Consider the following 15731-nt stretch of genomic DNA (forward strand, 5'->3'; position numbering starts at 1 on the left):
GGAAAAGATGTGTCTGAGCTATACTATTCTGACCGGGAAACGCGCACTGAAGTAGATTTCAGCTTAGAACCCTTGTTTTTAGAAGAAGGACAAGCCTCTTAATGATCACCTGGCTTTACAGGGTGCCTATATTTGGCACTAGATTAAAGCGGCAAGCATGAATGCCTTACCAGTGAAATAGACCCTGTAAATATCGCAATTGTGAAGGTATTTTATAAGCAATGAGGGCGCTCCGGAAAGGGGCGCTTTTTTGTATTCAATGATCCCGCTGGGGAGTGCTTTATTATTGTGTTCCACTTATGTTCCACAAAAACGAAATGTTCCAAATTTGTTCCACTTTTTTATTTCAAATAAAATTCCCAAGAGCTAAAACCCTTGGGAAATCTGGCAGGGGAGACAGGGATCGAACCCGCAACCTACGGTTTTGGAGACCGTTGCTCTACCAATTGAGCTACTCCCCTATTGTTTTGCTATTTAATTATAGGATAAATTTTATGAGCGTGTCAAGTAGACTGCCCGCCTATGAAAAATAAGAAAAGTGCAGGAATTCGGCCTCCTTATGAAGAATATATACGTTAAAATGCATTATCATTTCAGGGGGTAATTTTTTGGATAAGCGGTGTATGTTATGCGGACGTCTTTTTGTAGTTGAGGAAGCGGCGCCTGATCCATATGATGACGAGGAAGATATCCCAAAGAAATCTGTAAGCGTTTGCCTGCTCTGTCAGGCCAAGCTGCGTCATGAGGCGGATGAGTCGCAGAAATCACCCAAACCCATGTAACAAATTATATATAAGGAGGCAATTTCATTGCGTTCATTTCGACCGCTGGCAATAGGGATCTTGGTAGCCCTTTTTTTGTTTTTTTTGCTTGCCAAATGGGGCGGGCATCTGTATGTGGATTGGCTGTGGTTTAAAAGCTTAAATTATCAATTTGTCTTTACCACTCGTTATCTTTCTGAAATACTCCTTCGCACGGCTGTATTTATTTTAACTTTTTTATTGCTGTTTTTAAGCCTTATGCTGACACGCAGGACAATTACTTCGGCGGCACAATCGTCCAGGGAGATTGAAGAGGGGGGCGTAGTAACATTACAGCGTTCTCCTGTGCTTAAGTTTATAAACAATAAAACGGTTACTACCGTGTTTGTTGTGGTGAGCATTTTAATGGGTTTGATGGTAAGTTCGTCAGTAACAGGGGACTGGGTAATCTTGCAAAAATTTCTTCACCCCAGCACATTTGGTTTAAAGGAACCAATTTTCAATAAGGATATCAGTTTTTATGTTTTTCAAGTGCCATTTTATCAGTTTCTCTATAAATTGTCAGTCTCTCTAATAATTCTTATTGCTGTCTGGACTGTGCTGGCTTATTTTCTGGCCAGCGTTGCAAGCGGGAACCTCAGCGTGAGAAAATTCTTTGATATTACAGCAGCCCGCTATCATCTTTCTATTTTACTGGCTATTTATTTCCTTTTGATGGCATGGGGATACAAACTGCAGCAGTATACCCTTCTGCATTCCGCAAAAGGTGTTGTCTTCGGCCCGGGGTATACAGATGTTCACGCAAACCTACTGGCTTATAAAGTCATGTTTTTTCTTGCCGCAATTACAGGTATTATAGTTTTGGTTAATATTTTCATGCGGCGCTTCCGTTTTATTGTATATGCAATAGGATTCATGATTGTTGCCTCAATTATTTTAAACGGGATTTATCCCGCATTAGTCCAAAAACTTGTTGTTCTGCCTAGCGAAATGGACAAGGAAAAACCCTATATTGAAAACAGCATTAAATACACGCGTATTGCTTATAACCTTGATACTATCGACAAGAAACTGTTCCCTGCAGGAAAGACATTAGATGTTGCTGATGTCAAGGGAAATCAGGATACGATAAAAAACATTCGTTTATGGGATTACAGGCCTTTGCAGCAGACGTACAGTCAACTTCAGGAAATGCGCACCTATTATGAATTTAAGGACATCGATATTGATCGTTATAATATCGACGGCCAATACCGTCAGGTGATGCTGGCGGCCAGGGAATTAAATCAGGAACTTCTTCCCGATCAGGCCAAAACATGGGTTAATCAGCATTTGAAATACACACACGGATATGGAATTGCCATGAGTCCGGTAACTGAAATCACAGGTGAAGGACTCCCGAACCTGCTTATAAAAGACATTCCACCAACAACAAGTACGAATTTAAAAGTGAACAGGCCTGAGATTTACTTTGGCGAACTGACCAATAATTATGTCATAGTTAATACTCGCAGCCAGGAGTTTAATTATCCTATGGGTGATGATAACGCCTGGTCGACATATCAAGGCAAAGATGGTGTTAAAATTGGTTCTATAGTCCGTCGTTTGATTCTTACCCTTACTTTTAATGATTATAAACTTTTACTTTCGGGCGATATAAGTAGCGAAAGCCAGGCGCTATACTACCGTAGTTTATACCAGCGTGTTCCTAAAATAGCTCCTTTTCTTCTTTATGATAAAGATCCGTATCTTGTGCTTGATAACGGCAAACTATACTGGATGTGGGACGCTTATACAACCACCGATATGTTTCCATATTCCGAACCGTTTTCAAATAAGATGAATTATATCCGGAATTCGGTAAAAGTTGTGGTTGACGCTTACACCGGTAAAGTTACGTTTTATATTGCGGATTCTGCGGATCCTGTACTGAAGACTTATCAGAAAATATTTCCCGGACTTTTTGCTTCTGAAATGCCTTCCGGATTGAAGGAGCATATCCGTTATCCGGAAGATCTGTTTACAATTCAGGCTAATAAATATATGGTTTACCACATGCAGAATTACCGTGTTTTTTATAATAAGGAAGACAAGTGGGATTTGCCGACCGAAATCTTTGGCAGTGAGGAACAGACTATGGAGTCTTACTATACCATTGCCAGACTGCCCGGGGAAGAAAAGCCCGAATATATACAGATTATACCTTTCACGCCACATAATAAAAAGAATATGATTGCCTGGTTCGCCGGCCGCTCAGACGGTAAAAATTACGGCAAACTGCTCGTTTATGAATTTCCGAAGCAGGAACTGGTCTACGGTCCCATGCAGGTGGAGGCCAGGATAAATCAGGATACAACTATTTCACAGCAGCTTTCCCTGTGGGACCAAAGGGGTTCTCAGGTTATACGCGGCAATTTGATGGTCATTCCGGTAAAGGACTCACTGATTTATGTTGAACCTTTATACCTCCAGGCGGCACAGGGGAAAATGCCCGAACTCAGCCGTGTGATTGTAGCGCATGGCGACCATGTAGTTATGGAGAGAACACTTGAGGAGTCCCTGCAAAAAATCTTCGGCGGGCAAGATATTATTGAACCGTCCAGCCAACAACCTGCGGGTGAGCAAGGGGCCAACGCGGCAGAAACAGTTTCCAGCCTTTCTCAAAAGGCGAGCCGGCTTTTTGATGAGGCGCAAAAGAAAATTGCCGGCGGGGACTGGGCAGGTTATGGAAATTTGATGGGGCAGTTGAAAGATACTTTAAATGAACTGGCTGATAAAGCCAAGTGAGGGGAAGAATAAAACAATTACCTTAGATAAAAAGGGGGTTACTTTAATGGGCAAGATAAGAAATATAGGAGTGCTTACCGGAGGCGGGGATGCGCCGGGTCTTAATGCCGTTATCCGGGCGGTCGTTAAGACGGCCGTCAAACAATATAGTCTTGGTGTTGTTGGGTTTTTAAACGGGTTCGGGGGATTGATCAAAAACCAGGTACGCCAGTTGAGTGAGCGGGATGTGGCGGGGATACTTCCACGTGGTGGGACCATTCTTGGGACAACAAACCGGGACAATCCTTTTTATTATCCCATAGTAAAGGATGGTAAAAAGATTTACGCGGATGTATCCGATCGGATTTTTGAGAACATTAGCATTCAAGAGGTAGATGCGCTGATCATAATAGGCGGTGACGGGAGTCTAGCCATCGGCAGAGATCTGTATGAAAAAGGATTACAGGTTGTTGGTGTCCCGAAAACAATAGATAATGATCTTTGGGCGACAGAACAGACTTTCGGTTTTGACAGCGCAATGGCTACGGCAACAGATGCCTTGGATAAACTGCATACAACTGCAGAATCTCATCATCGCATTATGGTTTTGGAAGTTATGGGGCGTTATGCGGGCTGGATTGCGCTTACTTCAGGAATTGCCGGTGGCGCGGACGCCATTCTTATTCCTGAAATACCATATAAAATAGATAGTATAGTCAAAAAGGTCAACGAGCGCAGTCAGCAAAACAAGCAGTTCAGTATTATAGTGGTGGCAGAGGGCGCCAAACCGGTGGGTGGTGAAATGGTTGTACAAAAAACTATTGATGACAGCTTTGAGACGATACGTCTCGGGGGCATTGGCAATATATTGGCCAAGCAGCTTGAAGATTTAACAGGCAAAGAATCAAGAGTAACAGTTTTAGGGCACCTCCAGCGGGGGGGATCGCCAACACCTTACGATCGTATCCTGGCCACCCGTTATGGTACAGGCGCCGTAAAATTGATCATGGACGGACGTTTTGGGGAAATGGTTTGTTTAACCAGCGCAACAATTTCATCTGTGCCTTTGAAGGAAGCCGCGGGCAAAATCCGCCAGGTCCCTCTGGACAGCGATTTGATATATTCAGCACGTATGTTGGGAATTTCTATGGGCGATTAAGACAAAACAAAAATCGTCAAAACAATACCATATATTAACAAGGTAATATCTGCCACGCCGTCGAATATATTTGGTGTGTAAAGATAGCGGGGTAGATGTTCTTGAATAAAATACCCAGATTCCTTGATTATGTTGGAAACCTGTTTAATAAAAGAATGCTGTTCTGGTTTCCGGCAATATTAATCTGCAGTTTTTTTATATCAGGGCTCTGTACAAGCAGGGGGCCTGACGAAAAAGCTTCCAGCTTAAAGAACGATTTAACGGAAGTAATCCAGGGAGGAATAAGTGACAATAACTGGTGGCATGCTAATAGCCTTGATGAGGTAAGGATAATATTATCCCGTTATTACACAGGAATTTTGTTAGATCAGTTAAGTCAGGATTGCTGGGTATTTATTCAACAACCAACCGATTGGTACTGTCAAGATTCTTTAACGGACATCGAAATAATACGTCAAGATAAATCCCAGGCAGAAGTGATTGCCCTCTTGAAAGATTATAATTTATTGACAGGTGAGAGCAGGGCAGGGGATGCCAAATATGTTTTAATAAAAACGGAACAGGGCTGGCGGATCTGTTCCGCCCGGTATAATTGGCCGCAAGAAAGTGAAGGGGAATTGTCCCGTTGAAAATAGGTTTTTTTACAGATAGTTATTTTCCATATACCAGTGGGGTTGTCCATTCAATAGATACATTTAATCAGGAATTAGTCGCCCTGGGCCATGAAGTATTCATTTTTGCCCCAAGCTACTCCAACATTCAGGATGAACAGAAAAACGTATTCCGCTTCAGTTCACTCCCTGCTCCAACCAACCGTGATTTTGCGCTGGCATTCCCTTTTTCGGTCCATTTAGGAAATATTCTTGAAAAATGGCAGCCAGAAATAATTCACGCTCATTCCCCTTTTATTCTTGGTCATGTCGGGTCAAGCTGCGCCCGCCGGTTACAAATTCCGCTTGTTTTTACATTCCATACCCTCTACGATGAATATGTTCATTATTTTCCCATTGCCCAGAAGATAACCAAAAATATTGTCAGGAGTATTTCAAGGAATTTCTGCAATCAAAGCAATGTTGTCATAGTTCCCACCGAAGTTGTCCGTGAACATTTATTACAAATGGGTGTTTCCACACGGATTAAAAAGATTCCTACAGGTATTAAGTTAAGTGAGTTCTCAAATCCGGACAGGTTCTGGCTGAAAGAACACTACGGCATTCCGGATGCAAGTAAAGTCCTTCTTTTTGCCGGCCGGTTGGGGCAGGAGAAAAATATATATTTTCTGCTTGAATGTTTCGAGAAAGTCTATGCTGAATTCCCCGGGACTTTTCTTGTGCTGGTCGGCAGTGGTCCCGAGGAGGATGAGTTAAAGAACTGGACGACTGCCCGTGGGATTAGCAATAACGTTATTTTTACAGGAAAAAAGGATAAGAGCGAAATGGCCCGTCATTATGCGGGCTCAGATCTCTTTGTTTTTACTTCATTGACGGAAACTCAGGGTTTGGTAATTGCCGAGGCTAAAGCCGCCGGTATACCATCCGTTGCTGTTAAAGCAAACGGTGTATGCGAGATGGTGAACAATGGTGAAGACGGATACCTTACCGATTTGGATCAGAATTCTTTCATCGAAAAGGTTGTCCTGCTTTTGAAGGATAATGAGCTGCGAAAGAAGTTTTCTGAAAAGGCAAAGGAAAATGTGAAAAAAATCTCCTCCAGGCGGTGCGCCCTGGATTTGATTAATAGCTACCAGGAAGTGCTGCAGGCGGGAGGGGTAAAGAAATACATGGTTAATGGTGAAAAGTAGAAAGTAAGGTTTTTAATTATTAGTTTACATAATATCTATTATGGGAACTATTGTATGAAAGCACTTCTACTTATGTTTTCTATTTTTTGGTCTCTTCTGTAATTGGAGAAACTCCTGTAAAGAAAATGCCGTAGTCGGGAGCTTCGAGGCACAGGCCGCAATTATCGCATACTTTCTGATCATCCAAGCAGCAAATAAAACACTCACAACAATTGTCACAAAGCTTATATCTTTCCAGTATACACATTTTAAGAATAAGCTTATGCCTTTTATTACTCATTGCCTGCTTCCTTACATAAGGAATCTCTATTTAAGCTTATCCTCTTTTTCGAAAAAATGCATTCTATTTTACTTCAATTAACTAAAATTAAAGGTGAATTGATTACTTGATATGTTTAAAAGAAGTTTATTTTAATTTCCCCCTTTCATTCTATCAAGGAAGTAACCGGATAAAAATCGTGTTAAAAAATTAATCATGATTACAATAATTATAAGAATTATGCTTGTTCCCATAGCCTGGCCAATAAGCAGTTCCCTATCCCCAGGCATTTCAGTTACCAGAAGATATAAATGAAGCGCCAGAGTCCTTCCACCATGGAATAAAGAACCAGGCGTAAGCATGCTTAAACCAAGGGTTGCGTATAGACATGCTGTTTCCTCAATCACACGGCCGACACAGAGTATGATTGCAGTTATAATTCCGGGTAAAGCTGTAGGCAAAATAACTTTCGTAATTGTCTGCCACTTTGTTGCTCCCAGGGCAAGGCTTGCCTCTATATGAAAGATAGGTACGGCTCTGATTGCTTCTTCCGATGCCAGGATCATAGTTGGCAGAACAAGGCAAGCCATAGTTAGCGCGCCCGCCAGCAGGCATTGCGTGCCGAGCAATACAATTACAAAAAGGGCCATGCCGAAAAGGCCGAAAATAATTGATGGTACACCAGCCAAAGTTTCTATACTATAACGGACAATGTCGCTGAACTTGCCTTTTGGAGCGTATAAAGAAAGGTAAATAGAAGTGCCCAGGCCAAGGGGGACCGCTATGGCCAGAGTTAAAAGAACAATGTAAATAGTGCAGATTATTGCTGGAAATATCCCTCCTTCAGGGATTGAATTATTTATAAAGCCCCATGAGATTGATGATAAACCGTGGTAAAAGATAAAGCCGATCAAGATTGCGAGAATTAAAAAGACAATTAAACCGGATATCCAGGTTATAATCCAGGCAATTTCTTGAGTCTTCTTAGGGGAAATAATCATAAGGTTTTTCTCCTTATTAAGAAGGCAATGCTGTTAAAGACCAGGATGAACACAACAAGGACAATTCCAACAGCAAACAAAGCGCTTAAGTGTAAGCTTCCTGCTGCGGATTCAAGAATTTGTCCGACTATATGGGAAGTTAAGGTTCGGGAAGGATCCAGAAGGGTTCTGGGAATAGCGAATGCATTACCGATCACCATATAAACGGCCATTGTTTCACCTATAGCCCTTGCCATTCCAAGAATAAAGGCAGCTGTAATACCGGACCTTGCGGCAGGAAGAAGGACCATCCAAATAGCCTGCCATTGTGTTGCGCCAAGGGCAAGGGCGGCTTCCTTATAAGAAACTGGAACGGCGCGGAGGCTGTCTTCTGTAATAGTTACCATTGTAGGTAAAACCATGATTGTTAGTACGACTATGCCTGCTAATAGGCTGTAACCGCTGCCTCCAAGCTGCCTTATTATGGGTACAAGCATAATCATTCCAACAAGTCCGTAAACTACAGAAGGGATGCCGGCAAGAACTTCTATAGCCTGTCTGAGTAAAGAACTTATTCTTCGCGGGGCTACTTCAGAAAGGAAGACTGCACAGGCAATGCTCAATGGCGTGGCCATAACAACAGTGCCCAAAGTTGCCAGGATAGAACCGATGATCAACGGAAGGATGCTGAATTCTTCCTCTTTTAAACTCCATTCAGTTCCAAAAAGGAATTTTGCTAGACCTATATTTGTAAAAGCGGGGAATCCTTCTTTTAAGATAAAAATAACAATAAGGAAAAGAATAAGAAGAGAGATGGTAGCACAAACAAAAACTATTTGTTTGGAGACGTTATCCACAAAATAACGATTAAACATGGATGTTCCTTTTGTATGTTGATATTAGTGGAAAATAGGTCCCTGGTTTGGCGTATTGATACGGACGCTTACTTAAGTATAAGCAAACAGATTAAAATAAAGTTATAGTAATGTTAAGTTAATGTTAAGTTTTTAACAAAAAAGGTCATATTGCCGAATGTTTAGTCTAAGCGGGATAGTAGTTCATGTTTTCATCGGCAAGCTGAAAATCAATCATAGTCATCCTGGAAAGACGTTCCTGTAAAAAATCAATTGCTATTTCAGGGAACAGGGCCACTGAAAGAATATCCTCCTCTTTTTCCATGTATGGTCCAGCTTCAAGGCGCGCAGCCGGCAGGCCGGGTTCCAATAAGTCAGCGGGGCGGCAGGAGATTATTTCCCCTTGGCCTATTATTAGTTTTCGAACATTTTCGTTTATCGGCGCAGGTGGTTGTCCATAGTATCCAAGCATATATCTTTTAACTTCGTTTGTAACAAGCAGATAACGGCCAAAAAGGACATTGGAAACGGCCTGAGCCCCCAGTATTTGGCTTGTTGGTGTGACCAGAGGCGGGTAGCCAAAATCTTTCCTTACCTGCTGAAGTTCAACAAGTACTTCCGGGAGCCTGTTCAGAGCATCCAGCCCGGAAAGCTGAGTTATGAAATTAGAAATCATTCCCCCTGGTATTTGATAAACCATTACATTGATATCAGAGCTTTTAGGGGAAACGTCATATTCTGAATATTTCTTGCGGACTTCCTTGAAGTACTCGGATATCTCATAGAGAAGTTTCAAGTTAAAAGTCGTTTCATATGGAGTATCTTTTAAAGAAACAGCAATTGTTTCTACAGATGGGAGGGAACTTTGCATTGCCATTGTTGATATTGCGCAGTCTACTACATCTACACCCGCTTCAATAGCACGTAAATAGGCCATCGGGGCAAGCCCGCTGGAATAATGGCAGTGCAACTGAAGAGGTATCTTTATTTTGGATTTCAAGACACTGACTAAATCGTAGGCTGACTGGGGTGTCAGAAGACCGGCCATATCTTTTATGCAAATACTGTCCGCGCCCATATTTTCCAGGGTTTTCGCTATTTTAACGTAGTATTCGTTATTGCAGACAAGAATCAAAAGTTGCCCCTCCCCAAACTTCCAGGGAGTGGAATCCTGCCTGATCTAATTTTTCACAGATAGGCAGCATGTCTTCAAGACGCATTCTTGTTGCAAGTAATGATTGCTGCCCGTCGCGTAAAGTCGTATCTGTTATTCCTAAGCGGTGCATTTTCTTTACCAAGAATTAAGCTCCTTCGGTTAATTATTCATGTCTATTCAATGATTGCCAGTATATCACCACCAGAAACCTTCTGTCCCTTTTTAACAAGGATTTCTTTTACTTTGCCGTCGTCCGTGGCGTTAATTTCATTCTCCATTTTCATAGCTTCCAGGACTAAAAGAATATCTCCTTTTTTAACCTGATCGCCTACATTAACTTTTATCTTGCTTATACTGCCAGGCATAGGAGATATGACAATCCCACGTTTTAAATTGCCAGGTATTCTTTTTGACGAAAAAACACTATGTGGAAGTTCAGTACTGAGAGGCTGCTGCAAAACAGGCTGCAGGCTGACAAGTTGACTTTTAGACGGGCTTATTTCTTCAACTTCCACTTCAAAGACTTCACCGTTAACAGTTACTTTAAACTTTTTCATATAATCCCCCTAGGGAAATACTTTGCTTTTTAAAAATACCTCGGTCCGGATAACCTGCTTCGCATTAATTCACTTAAGCCTGCCATTTTCCAGGTTGCAGGAACTGTCTGTTTCCGCTTTCCAGGATTATAATTATAATCTTCGTTTTTAAGAAGACCGCCTGCAATCAAGGCCGCTGTTACGGCTGCAGCAATTTCAGGTCTTATTTCTTTTGTTATTCCCTTCAGTTGATTCATTTCTTTCTCCCTCTTTACAGTGTAATATTTCCGTGTTTCTTCTGAGGCCTTGTTTCTCTTTTGTTCGAGAAAGCCTTTAGGGAAGCAATGATTTTACTCCTGGTCTGTCTGGGGTTGATTACGTCGTCCACATATCCCTTGGCGCAAGAAATGTAAGGGTTGGCGAATTTGGCGCGATACTCCCCCTCAAGTTTTGTGCGCGTTTCCTGCGGGTTTTCGGATTTAGAAATTTCATTGTTGTAGAGGATATTAACTGCACCCTCGGGGCCCATTACAGCAACTTCTGCGGTTGGCCAGGCAAATATTGCGTCAGCCCGTAAGGAACTGCTGCCCATGGCTATATATGCTCCGCCATAGGCTTTTCGTAAAATTACAGTAATTTTAGGCACAGTGGCTTCCGAATAAGCATATAGTAATTTTGCCCCATGCCGTATAATACCGCCATATTCCTGCGCAAATCCGGGCAAATAACCCGGCACATCTATTAGAGTTACAACAGGTATGTTAAAACAATCACAAAAACGGACGAATCTGGCTGTCTTATTTGACGCGTTTATATCCAGGCAGCCGGCAAGATAAGTAGGCTGATTGGCAACAATACCTGCTGTACGCCCCTCAAAACGGGCAAAACCTATTAAAGCGTTTGGCGCATATAAGGCTTGTACTTCAAGAAGTTCTCCGGCATCAACAATTAGTTTAATTACTTTCCGTACATCATAAGACAAATGTGGTTCTTCCGGTATAATATTAAGCAATTCCTCCTGGTTTCCAATAGGTTCCCTGGAATCATACAGTGGAGGTTCTTCCAAATTATTAGACGGCAAATAGCTTAATAATTGGCTGAGGAGGACCATGCATTCCTCTTCTGATTCTGCAACAAAGTGAGCGACCCCGCTAATTTGGTTATGAGTTAATGCGCCGCCCAAATCTTCCATGCTCACTTCGGCCCCCGTAACGGCTTTAATAACCTGTGGACCTGTAATAAACATCCTGCCGATATCTTTCACCATAAAAATAAAGTCAGTCAGGGCCGGCGAGTATACCGCACCGCCGGCGCAGGGACCCATGATCACTGATATTTGTGGTATTACACCCGAAGCTATTGTATTGCGATAAAAAATCTGTCCGTATCCGTCAAGGGCGTCGATTCCTTCCTGTATACGCGCTCCACCGGAATCATTAAAGCCAATTACTGGCGCTCCTGTTTTTGTGGCCAGGTCCAGGACCTTACTTATCTTTGCAGCATGGACCTTACCAAGTGAACCGCCGGTAACTGTAAAATCCTGAGCGAAGATAAATATTTTTTGGCCATTGACTGTACCGTAGCCTGTTACCACACCTTCTCCCGGGTGTTCCAGATTCGGTATGTCTTCGTTCCCTGCAAAAGTATTGATTTCAACAAATGATCCGGGTTCCAACAGAAGATCAATACGCTCGCGTGCAGTTTTTTTGCCGGCTTCATGTTGTTTATCTATACGGGCCTTACCGCCTCCAGCTTCTATTTGTTCACGATAGCTTTTTAGCTGATCAAGTTTTTTCTGCACGTTTAGGACTTAACCTCCTTCATGTAAGCAAAGACACTTTTGTAACATACTATCGCTCATTATGTGGGTTGGCAAAAACTGTATCTAAAATGTTCACCATTTGTAACATAAATCCTTCCTGGCTGCACAAAATTTCTTTTTTTAATTTTAAAATGCTATCTTATGTATTATAATCAAAATAATTACCAAATAAAAGCTATTACTAAGAGAAAGAGGTATTTGTGCCTTGTTATCCCAACTTACATCTCGTGAGCAGCAGATACTCGACGCTATAAAAAAGGTGGTTCAAATTAAGGGGTATCCCCCTTCCGTTAGGGAAATCGGCCAGCTTGTCGGCCTGAACTCAAGTTCTACAGTACACGGCTACCTGCAGCGCCTTGAGCAAAAAGGTTTTTTGCATCGTGATCCAAGCAAACCCCGTGCTCTGGAACTTATGGGGGACCCATCCGGGTTTCGGAACATTAATGTTCATTATATACCGGTTTTGGGCAGGGTTCCTGCCGGTGATCCTTTACTGGCTATTGAAAACCCGGAGGAAGTCATGCCTGTTCCGGTTGATCTAACAGGTCAGGGCGAATTCTTTCTCCTTAGGATCCATGGAGAAAGTATGATCAAATCGGGTATCCTGGATGGTGATCTGGTAGTCGTTCGCCGCCAGCAGACAGCTGATAATGGTGATATAATTGTTGCCTTGCTTGGTGAAGAAGTTACCGTAAAACGCTTCTTTCTGGAGGAAGATCATGTCCGCCTTCAACCCGAAAACGATTTGCTCTCCCCTATCATTGTGAAAAATATTAATATATTGGGTAAAGTAACCGCCCTGCTGAGGAAACTATAATTTTACTTTTTACTAAATATTTTATTTCCTGCTTGCGTTAAGCACTTTCCTGGCTGCGTTTAAAACTGCTATCTTAACATATTCTTTCGATAAACCGCCTTGAACGTAGACAATATACGGTTCCCTAAGAGGCGCGTCAGCGCTTAATTCTGATGATGCCCCCTGGACAAATGTCCCGGCGGCCATAATTACTTTATCCTGATAACCGGGCAGATTTGATGGCTCCGGGCGAACATATGAATCCACCGGCGAAGCTTCCTGAATACCAATGCAGAACGCTTGTACATTTTCCGGTGACCCAAGAAAGATACGCTGCACTATATCAGCACGGTGTTCATTGTAAGACGGAGAAACGGCAAAGCCTAATTTTTCAAAGAAACGGGCGGTAAAGATTACGCCTTTCAACGATTCCGCCACAACATGCGGCGCCAGGTACAGTCCCTGATAAAACAATCGTTGAAAATCAGGCGACGGGCCGACTTCTTTGCCTATACCAGGCGCAGACCACCTTCCTGCAGCCATTTCCACGAGGTCCCTGCGTCCGGCAATATACCCCCCGCTGGGAGCCAATCCTCCGCCGGGATTTTTAATTAGCGAACCCGCTGTTAAATCAGCGCCTGCCTCAGGCGGTTCAATTTCTTCAACAAATTCTCCGTAACAATTGTCAACGCATGTAATTATATCCGGGCGCCGGTTTTTAAGGAACAAAATCAGCTTTTTTAGATCTTCAATTTTTAAGGAACGACGGTTTGAATATCCTGAGGAACGCTGTATTAAAACCACCTTTGTTCGCGGATTAACAGTACTGGTAATAGAGTCCCAATCAAATTCGCCATCAGCGGCAAGTTCCACCTGCCGGTAAACAACACCGAGATCCTTGAGGCTTCCTGCAGCGCCGCCTTTAATCCCGATAATTTCCTGAAGAGTGTCATAAAGAGAGCCCTGAACAGACATAAGTTCATCGCCAGGGCGCAGAACTCCAAAAAGACAAATCGCTAACGCATGAGTGCCGCTTATTATTTGCCCTCTGACCAGAGCATCTTCCGAACCAAAGATTATGGCATAAAGCTTTTCTAGAGTTTCGCGTCCCTGATCACCGTAACCATAACCTGTTGTGCCGCGCAAATGAAAGTCACTTACCCTCAAAGATCGAAAAGCTTCCAATACGCGGGAATGATTGATGGCCGCTTTTCTGTCAACCTCACGGTATAATAGTTGAATCTCTTCTTCAACTTCTTTGGCAAGGTTTGTCAGATTTCTACTTCCCATAAACTATTTCTCCCGGTTTCACCTAAAAACTTGCCTGACCTTAAATGTTTAAGATGGATTAAAACCTGGCTGTAAGCAGCGATTCCTCACATGAGCAGTTTCTCCTGCTTGTTATTGCTTCGATGACTGCGTACAACAAAGATCTAAGCCGGTCATTATTTTCATTAAAAACTTTAAAGACCTCTTCGTGGCTTACCGGATTGATAAATTCTTCCCCTTCGAGACCTACGTCATAATCGGTGATTAAAGATATGTTTACATAACATATTCCCAGTTCACGGGCCAGGATTGTTTCGGGATACTGGGTCATATTAATTACTTCCCAGCCCATTTTTGTAAACCACCGGCTTTCCGACCGCGTTGAAAAGCGAGGTCCCTGGATAACGACTACGGTTCCCTGTTCGTGCATGGAGAAACCGAGTTCCTTGCACTTACTGATGATAAGTTTGCGCATTTCCGGGCAATAGGGGTCAGCTGCGCTGATATGTGTTGCAATGGGACCATCGTAAAAGGTATCCCCCCTGCCCCATGTCCTGTCCACGAACTGGTCGCAGATTACAAAATCCCCTCTTCTGACGTGAGCCTGAAGGCTTCCCGCCGCACAGGGCCCGAATATCCTGGTTACGCCCAGTTTGGACATCGCATAGACATTTGCCCTGTAATTGATCATGTGGGGCGGTATGCTGTGCTCTTTTCCATGCCGGGGTAAAAAGGCAATCCGTTTACCTTTAAAATCAGCGATGGCTATCTTATCACTCGGCGGTCCATAAGGGGTTTCAATCTTGTATTCCTTTACGTTATCAAGAAAACGGTAAAAACCAGAACCCCCAAAAATACCTATTTCGGCCTCCATGGTTTCACCTCGCAAAAATATTTTTAAAGTAACACAGGGGGACGGTTCTTGTGTGTTTTAGCAAACAAAAAGAACGTCCCTTTATTTTCCCTTTATTTTCCTTTATTTTATTTTATTTTTTAATTTTATTTATTTTATTACTCTTTGTAATGAAGCAGTGAAAAAACATCGTACTGCTGAAGCTTATCTCTTCCGTTCAGCAGGTCCAGTTCGATTAAAAAAGCAAATCCGTTTACCTTTCCTCCGCATTTCTCAACAAGCTCGGCTGCTGCTGCGGCTGTTCCGCCTGTGGCCAGAAGGTCGTCAATTATAACTACTCCTTCTTTCTTGTTGAAGACATCCATATGCATTTCCACGGATTCTTGTCCATATTCCAGGAAATAGCTTGCCTTAACCGTTGCGGCAGGCAACTTCCCCTTTTTACGGACGGGAAGAAAAGGAATTTTAAGACGGTCGGCAATCGCTCCGCCAAAAATAAAGCCGCGGGATTCAATAGCTACAACGGCCTCTGCTTTTTTTTGAATGCAATATTCGGCAAGCAGATCGTTTATCTGGTTAAAAGCAGGTCCATCCTGTAAAAGGGTTGTTATATCCCGAAAGAGGATCCCTGCCTTTGGAAAATCGGGAATCGTCCTTATTTTATTTTTTAGATTTGTTTCTTGTTCAGAAGTTAGATTCACAATTTACACCTCACCTTT

The 15731-nt window shown here is 42.7% G+C and carries 14 protein-coding genes, 1 tRNA gene and 1 pseudogene; 5 read left to right on the forward strand and 11 right to left on the reverse strand.

The window, feature by feature from the left end:
* Positions 1–385: 385 nt before the first annotated feature.
* Positions 386–461 (reverse strand) — tRNA-Trp (locus DEH07_08705).
* Between the two features lie 342 nt (positions 462–803).
* Between DEH07_08705 and DEH07_08710 the strand changes: the two genes are divergently transcribed.
* The 4 genes from DEH07_08710 to DEH07_08725 all read left to right on the forward strand — a co-directional run bounded on the left by DEH07_08710 (position 804) and on the right by DEH07_08725 (position 6487).
* Positions 804–3548 (forward strand): UPF0182 family protein, encoded by a 2745-nt coding sequence (locus tag DEH07_08710; protein ID HBY04581.1) that lies wholly within the window; start codon positions 804–806, stop codon positions 3546–3548.
* A 46-nt stretch (positions 3549–3594) separates the two neighbouring features.
* Positions 3595–4686: a 6-phosphofructokinase gene (locus DEH07_08715; protein HBY04582.1), complete on the forward strand. Its 1092-nt coding sequence runs from the start codon at positions 3595–3597 to the stop codon at positions 4684–4686.
* 101 nt (positions 4687–4787) lie between these two features.
* Positions 4788–5315: a hypothetical protein gene (locus DEH07_08720; protein ID HBY04583.1), complete on the forward strand. Its 528-nt coding sequence runs from the start codon at positions 4788–4790 to the stop codon at positions 5313–5315.
* Positions 5312–6487 (forward strand): glycosyltransferase family 4 protein, encoded by a 1176-nt coding sequence (locus tag DEH07_08725; GenBank protein ID HBY04584.1) that lies wholly within the window; start codon positions 5312–5314, stop codon positions 6485–6487. The genes DEH07_08720 and DEH07_08725 overlap by 4 nt, the downstream gene beginning before the upstream one ends.
* Before the next feature lie 79 nt (positions 6488–6566).
* Here DEH07_08725 and DEH07_08730 read toward each other — a convergent pair whose 3' ends face one another.
* The 7 genes and pseudogenes from DEH07_08730 to DEH07_08760 all read right to left on the reverse strand — a co-directional run bounded on the left by DEH07_08730 (position 6567) and on the right by DEH07_08760 (position 12073).
* Complete coding sequence (locus DEH07_08730; GenBank protein HBY04585.1) at positions 6567–6767, reverse strand: hypothetical protein; 201 nt, start codon at positions 6765–6767, stop codon at positions 6567–6569.
* Between the two features lie 131 nt (positions 6768–6898).
* The gene (gene pstA / locus DEH07_08735) at positions 6899–7747 is read right to left on the reverse strand and encodes a phosphate ABC transporter permease PtsA (GenBank protein ID HBY04586.1); all 849 of its coding nucleotides are present in this window, start codon (positions 7745–7747) and stop codon (positions 6899–6901) included.
* Positions 7744–8601: a phosphate ABC transporter permease subunit PstC gene (gene pstC, locus DEH07_08740; protein ID HBY04587.1), complete on the reverse strand. Its 858-nt coding sequence runs from the start codon at positions 8599–8601 to the stop codon at positions 7744–7746. Before pstC ends, pstA begins: the two co-directional genes overlap by 4 nt.
* Positions 8602–8767: 166 nt before the next feature.
* Positions 8768–9800 (reverse strand): annotated as a pseudogene (locus tag DEH07_08745) (oxaloacetate decarboxylase subunit alpha).
* Positions 9801–9909: 109 nt separating this feature from the next.
* Positions 9910–10293, reverse strand: a complete 384-nt coding sequence (locus DEH07_08750; protein HBY04588.1) for an acetyl-CoA carboxylase biotin carboxyl carrier protein subunit — start codon at positions 10291–10293, stop codon at positions 9910–9912.
* A 29-nt stretch (positions 10294–10322) separates the two neighbouring features.
* Positions 10323–10529 (reverse strand): hypothetical protein, encoded by a 207-nt coding sequence (locus DEH07_08755; protein HBY04589.1) that lies wholly within the window; start codon positions 10527–10529, stop codon positions 10323–10325.
* Between the two features lie 14 nt (positions 10530–10543).
* Positions 10544–12073, reverse strand: a complete 1530-nt coding sequence (locus DEH07_08760; protein ID HBY04590.1) for a methylmalonyl-CoA carboxyltransferase — start codon at positions 12071–12073, stop codon at positions 10544–10546.
* 226 nt (positions 12074–12299) lie between these two features.
* Here DEH07_08760 and DEH07_08765 point away from each other — a divergent pair, with 226 nt between their 5' ends.
* Positions 12300–12911 (forward strand): repressor LexA, encoded by a 612-nt coding sequence (locus DEH07_08765; protein ID HBY04591.1) that lies wholly within the window; start codon positions 12300–12302, stop codon positions 12909–12911.
* Between the two features lie 21 nt (positions 12912–12932).
* Here DEH07_08765 and DEH07_08770 read toward each other — a convergent pair whose 3' ends face one another.
* The 3 genes from DEH07_08770 to DEH07_08780 form a co-directional block, all read right to left on the reverse strand.
* A complete protein-coding gene (locus tag DEH07_08770; GenBank protein HBY04592.1) occupies positions 12933–14180 on the reverse strand; it encodes a hypothetical protein in 1248 nt (415 codons plus the stop codon).
* A 58-nt stretch (positions 14181–14238) separates the two neighbouring features.
* A complete protein-coding gene (locus tag DEH07_08775; protein HBY04593.1) occupies positions 14239–15033 on the reverse strand; it encodes an S-methyl-5'-thioadenosine phosphorylase in 795 nt (264 codons plus the stop codon).
* Between the two features lie 137 nt (positions 15034–15170).
* Positions 15171–15713, reverse strand: a complete 543-nt coding sequence (locus DEH07_08780; GenBank protein ID HBY04594.1) for an adenine phosphoribosyltransferase — start codon at positions 15711–15713, stop codon at positions 15171–15173.
* Positions 15714–15731 lie beyond the last annotated feature (18 nt).

The sequence above is a fragment of the Desulfotomaculum sp. genome, assembly GCA_003513005.1.
GTDB lineage: Bacteria > Bacillota > Desulfotomaculia > Desulfotomaculales > Nap2-2B > 46-80.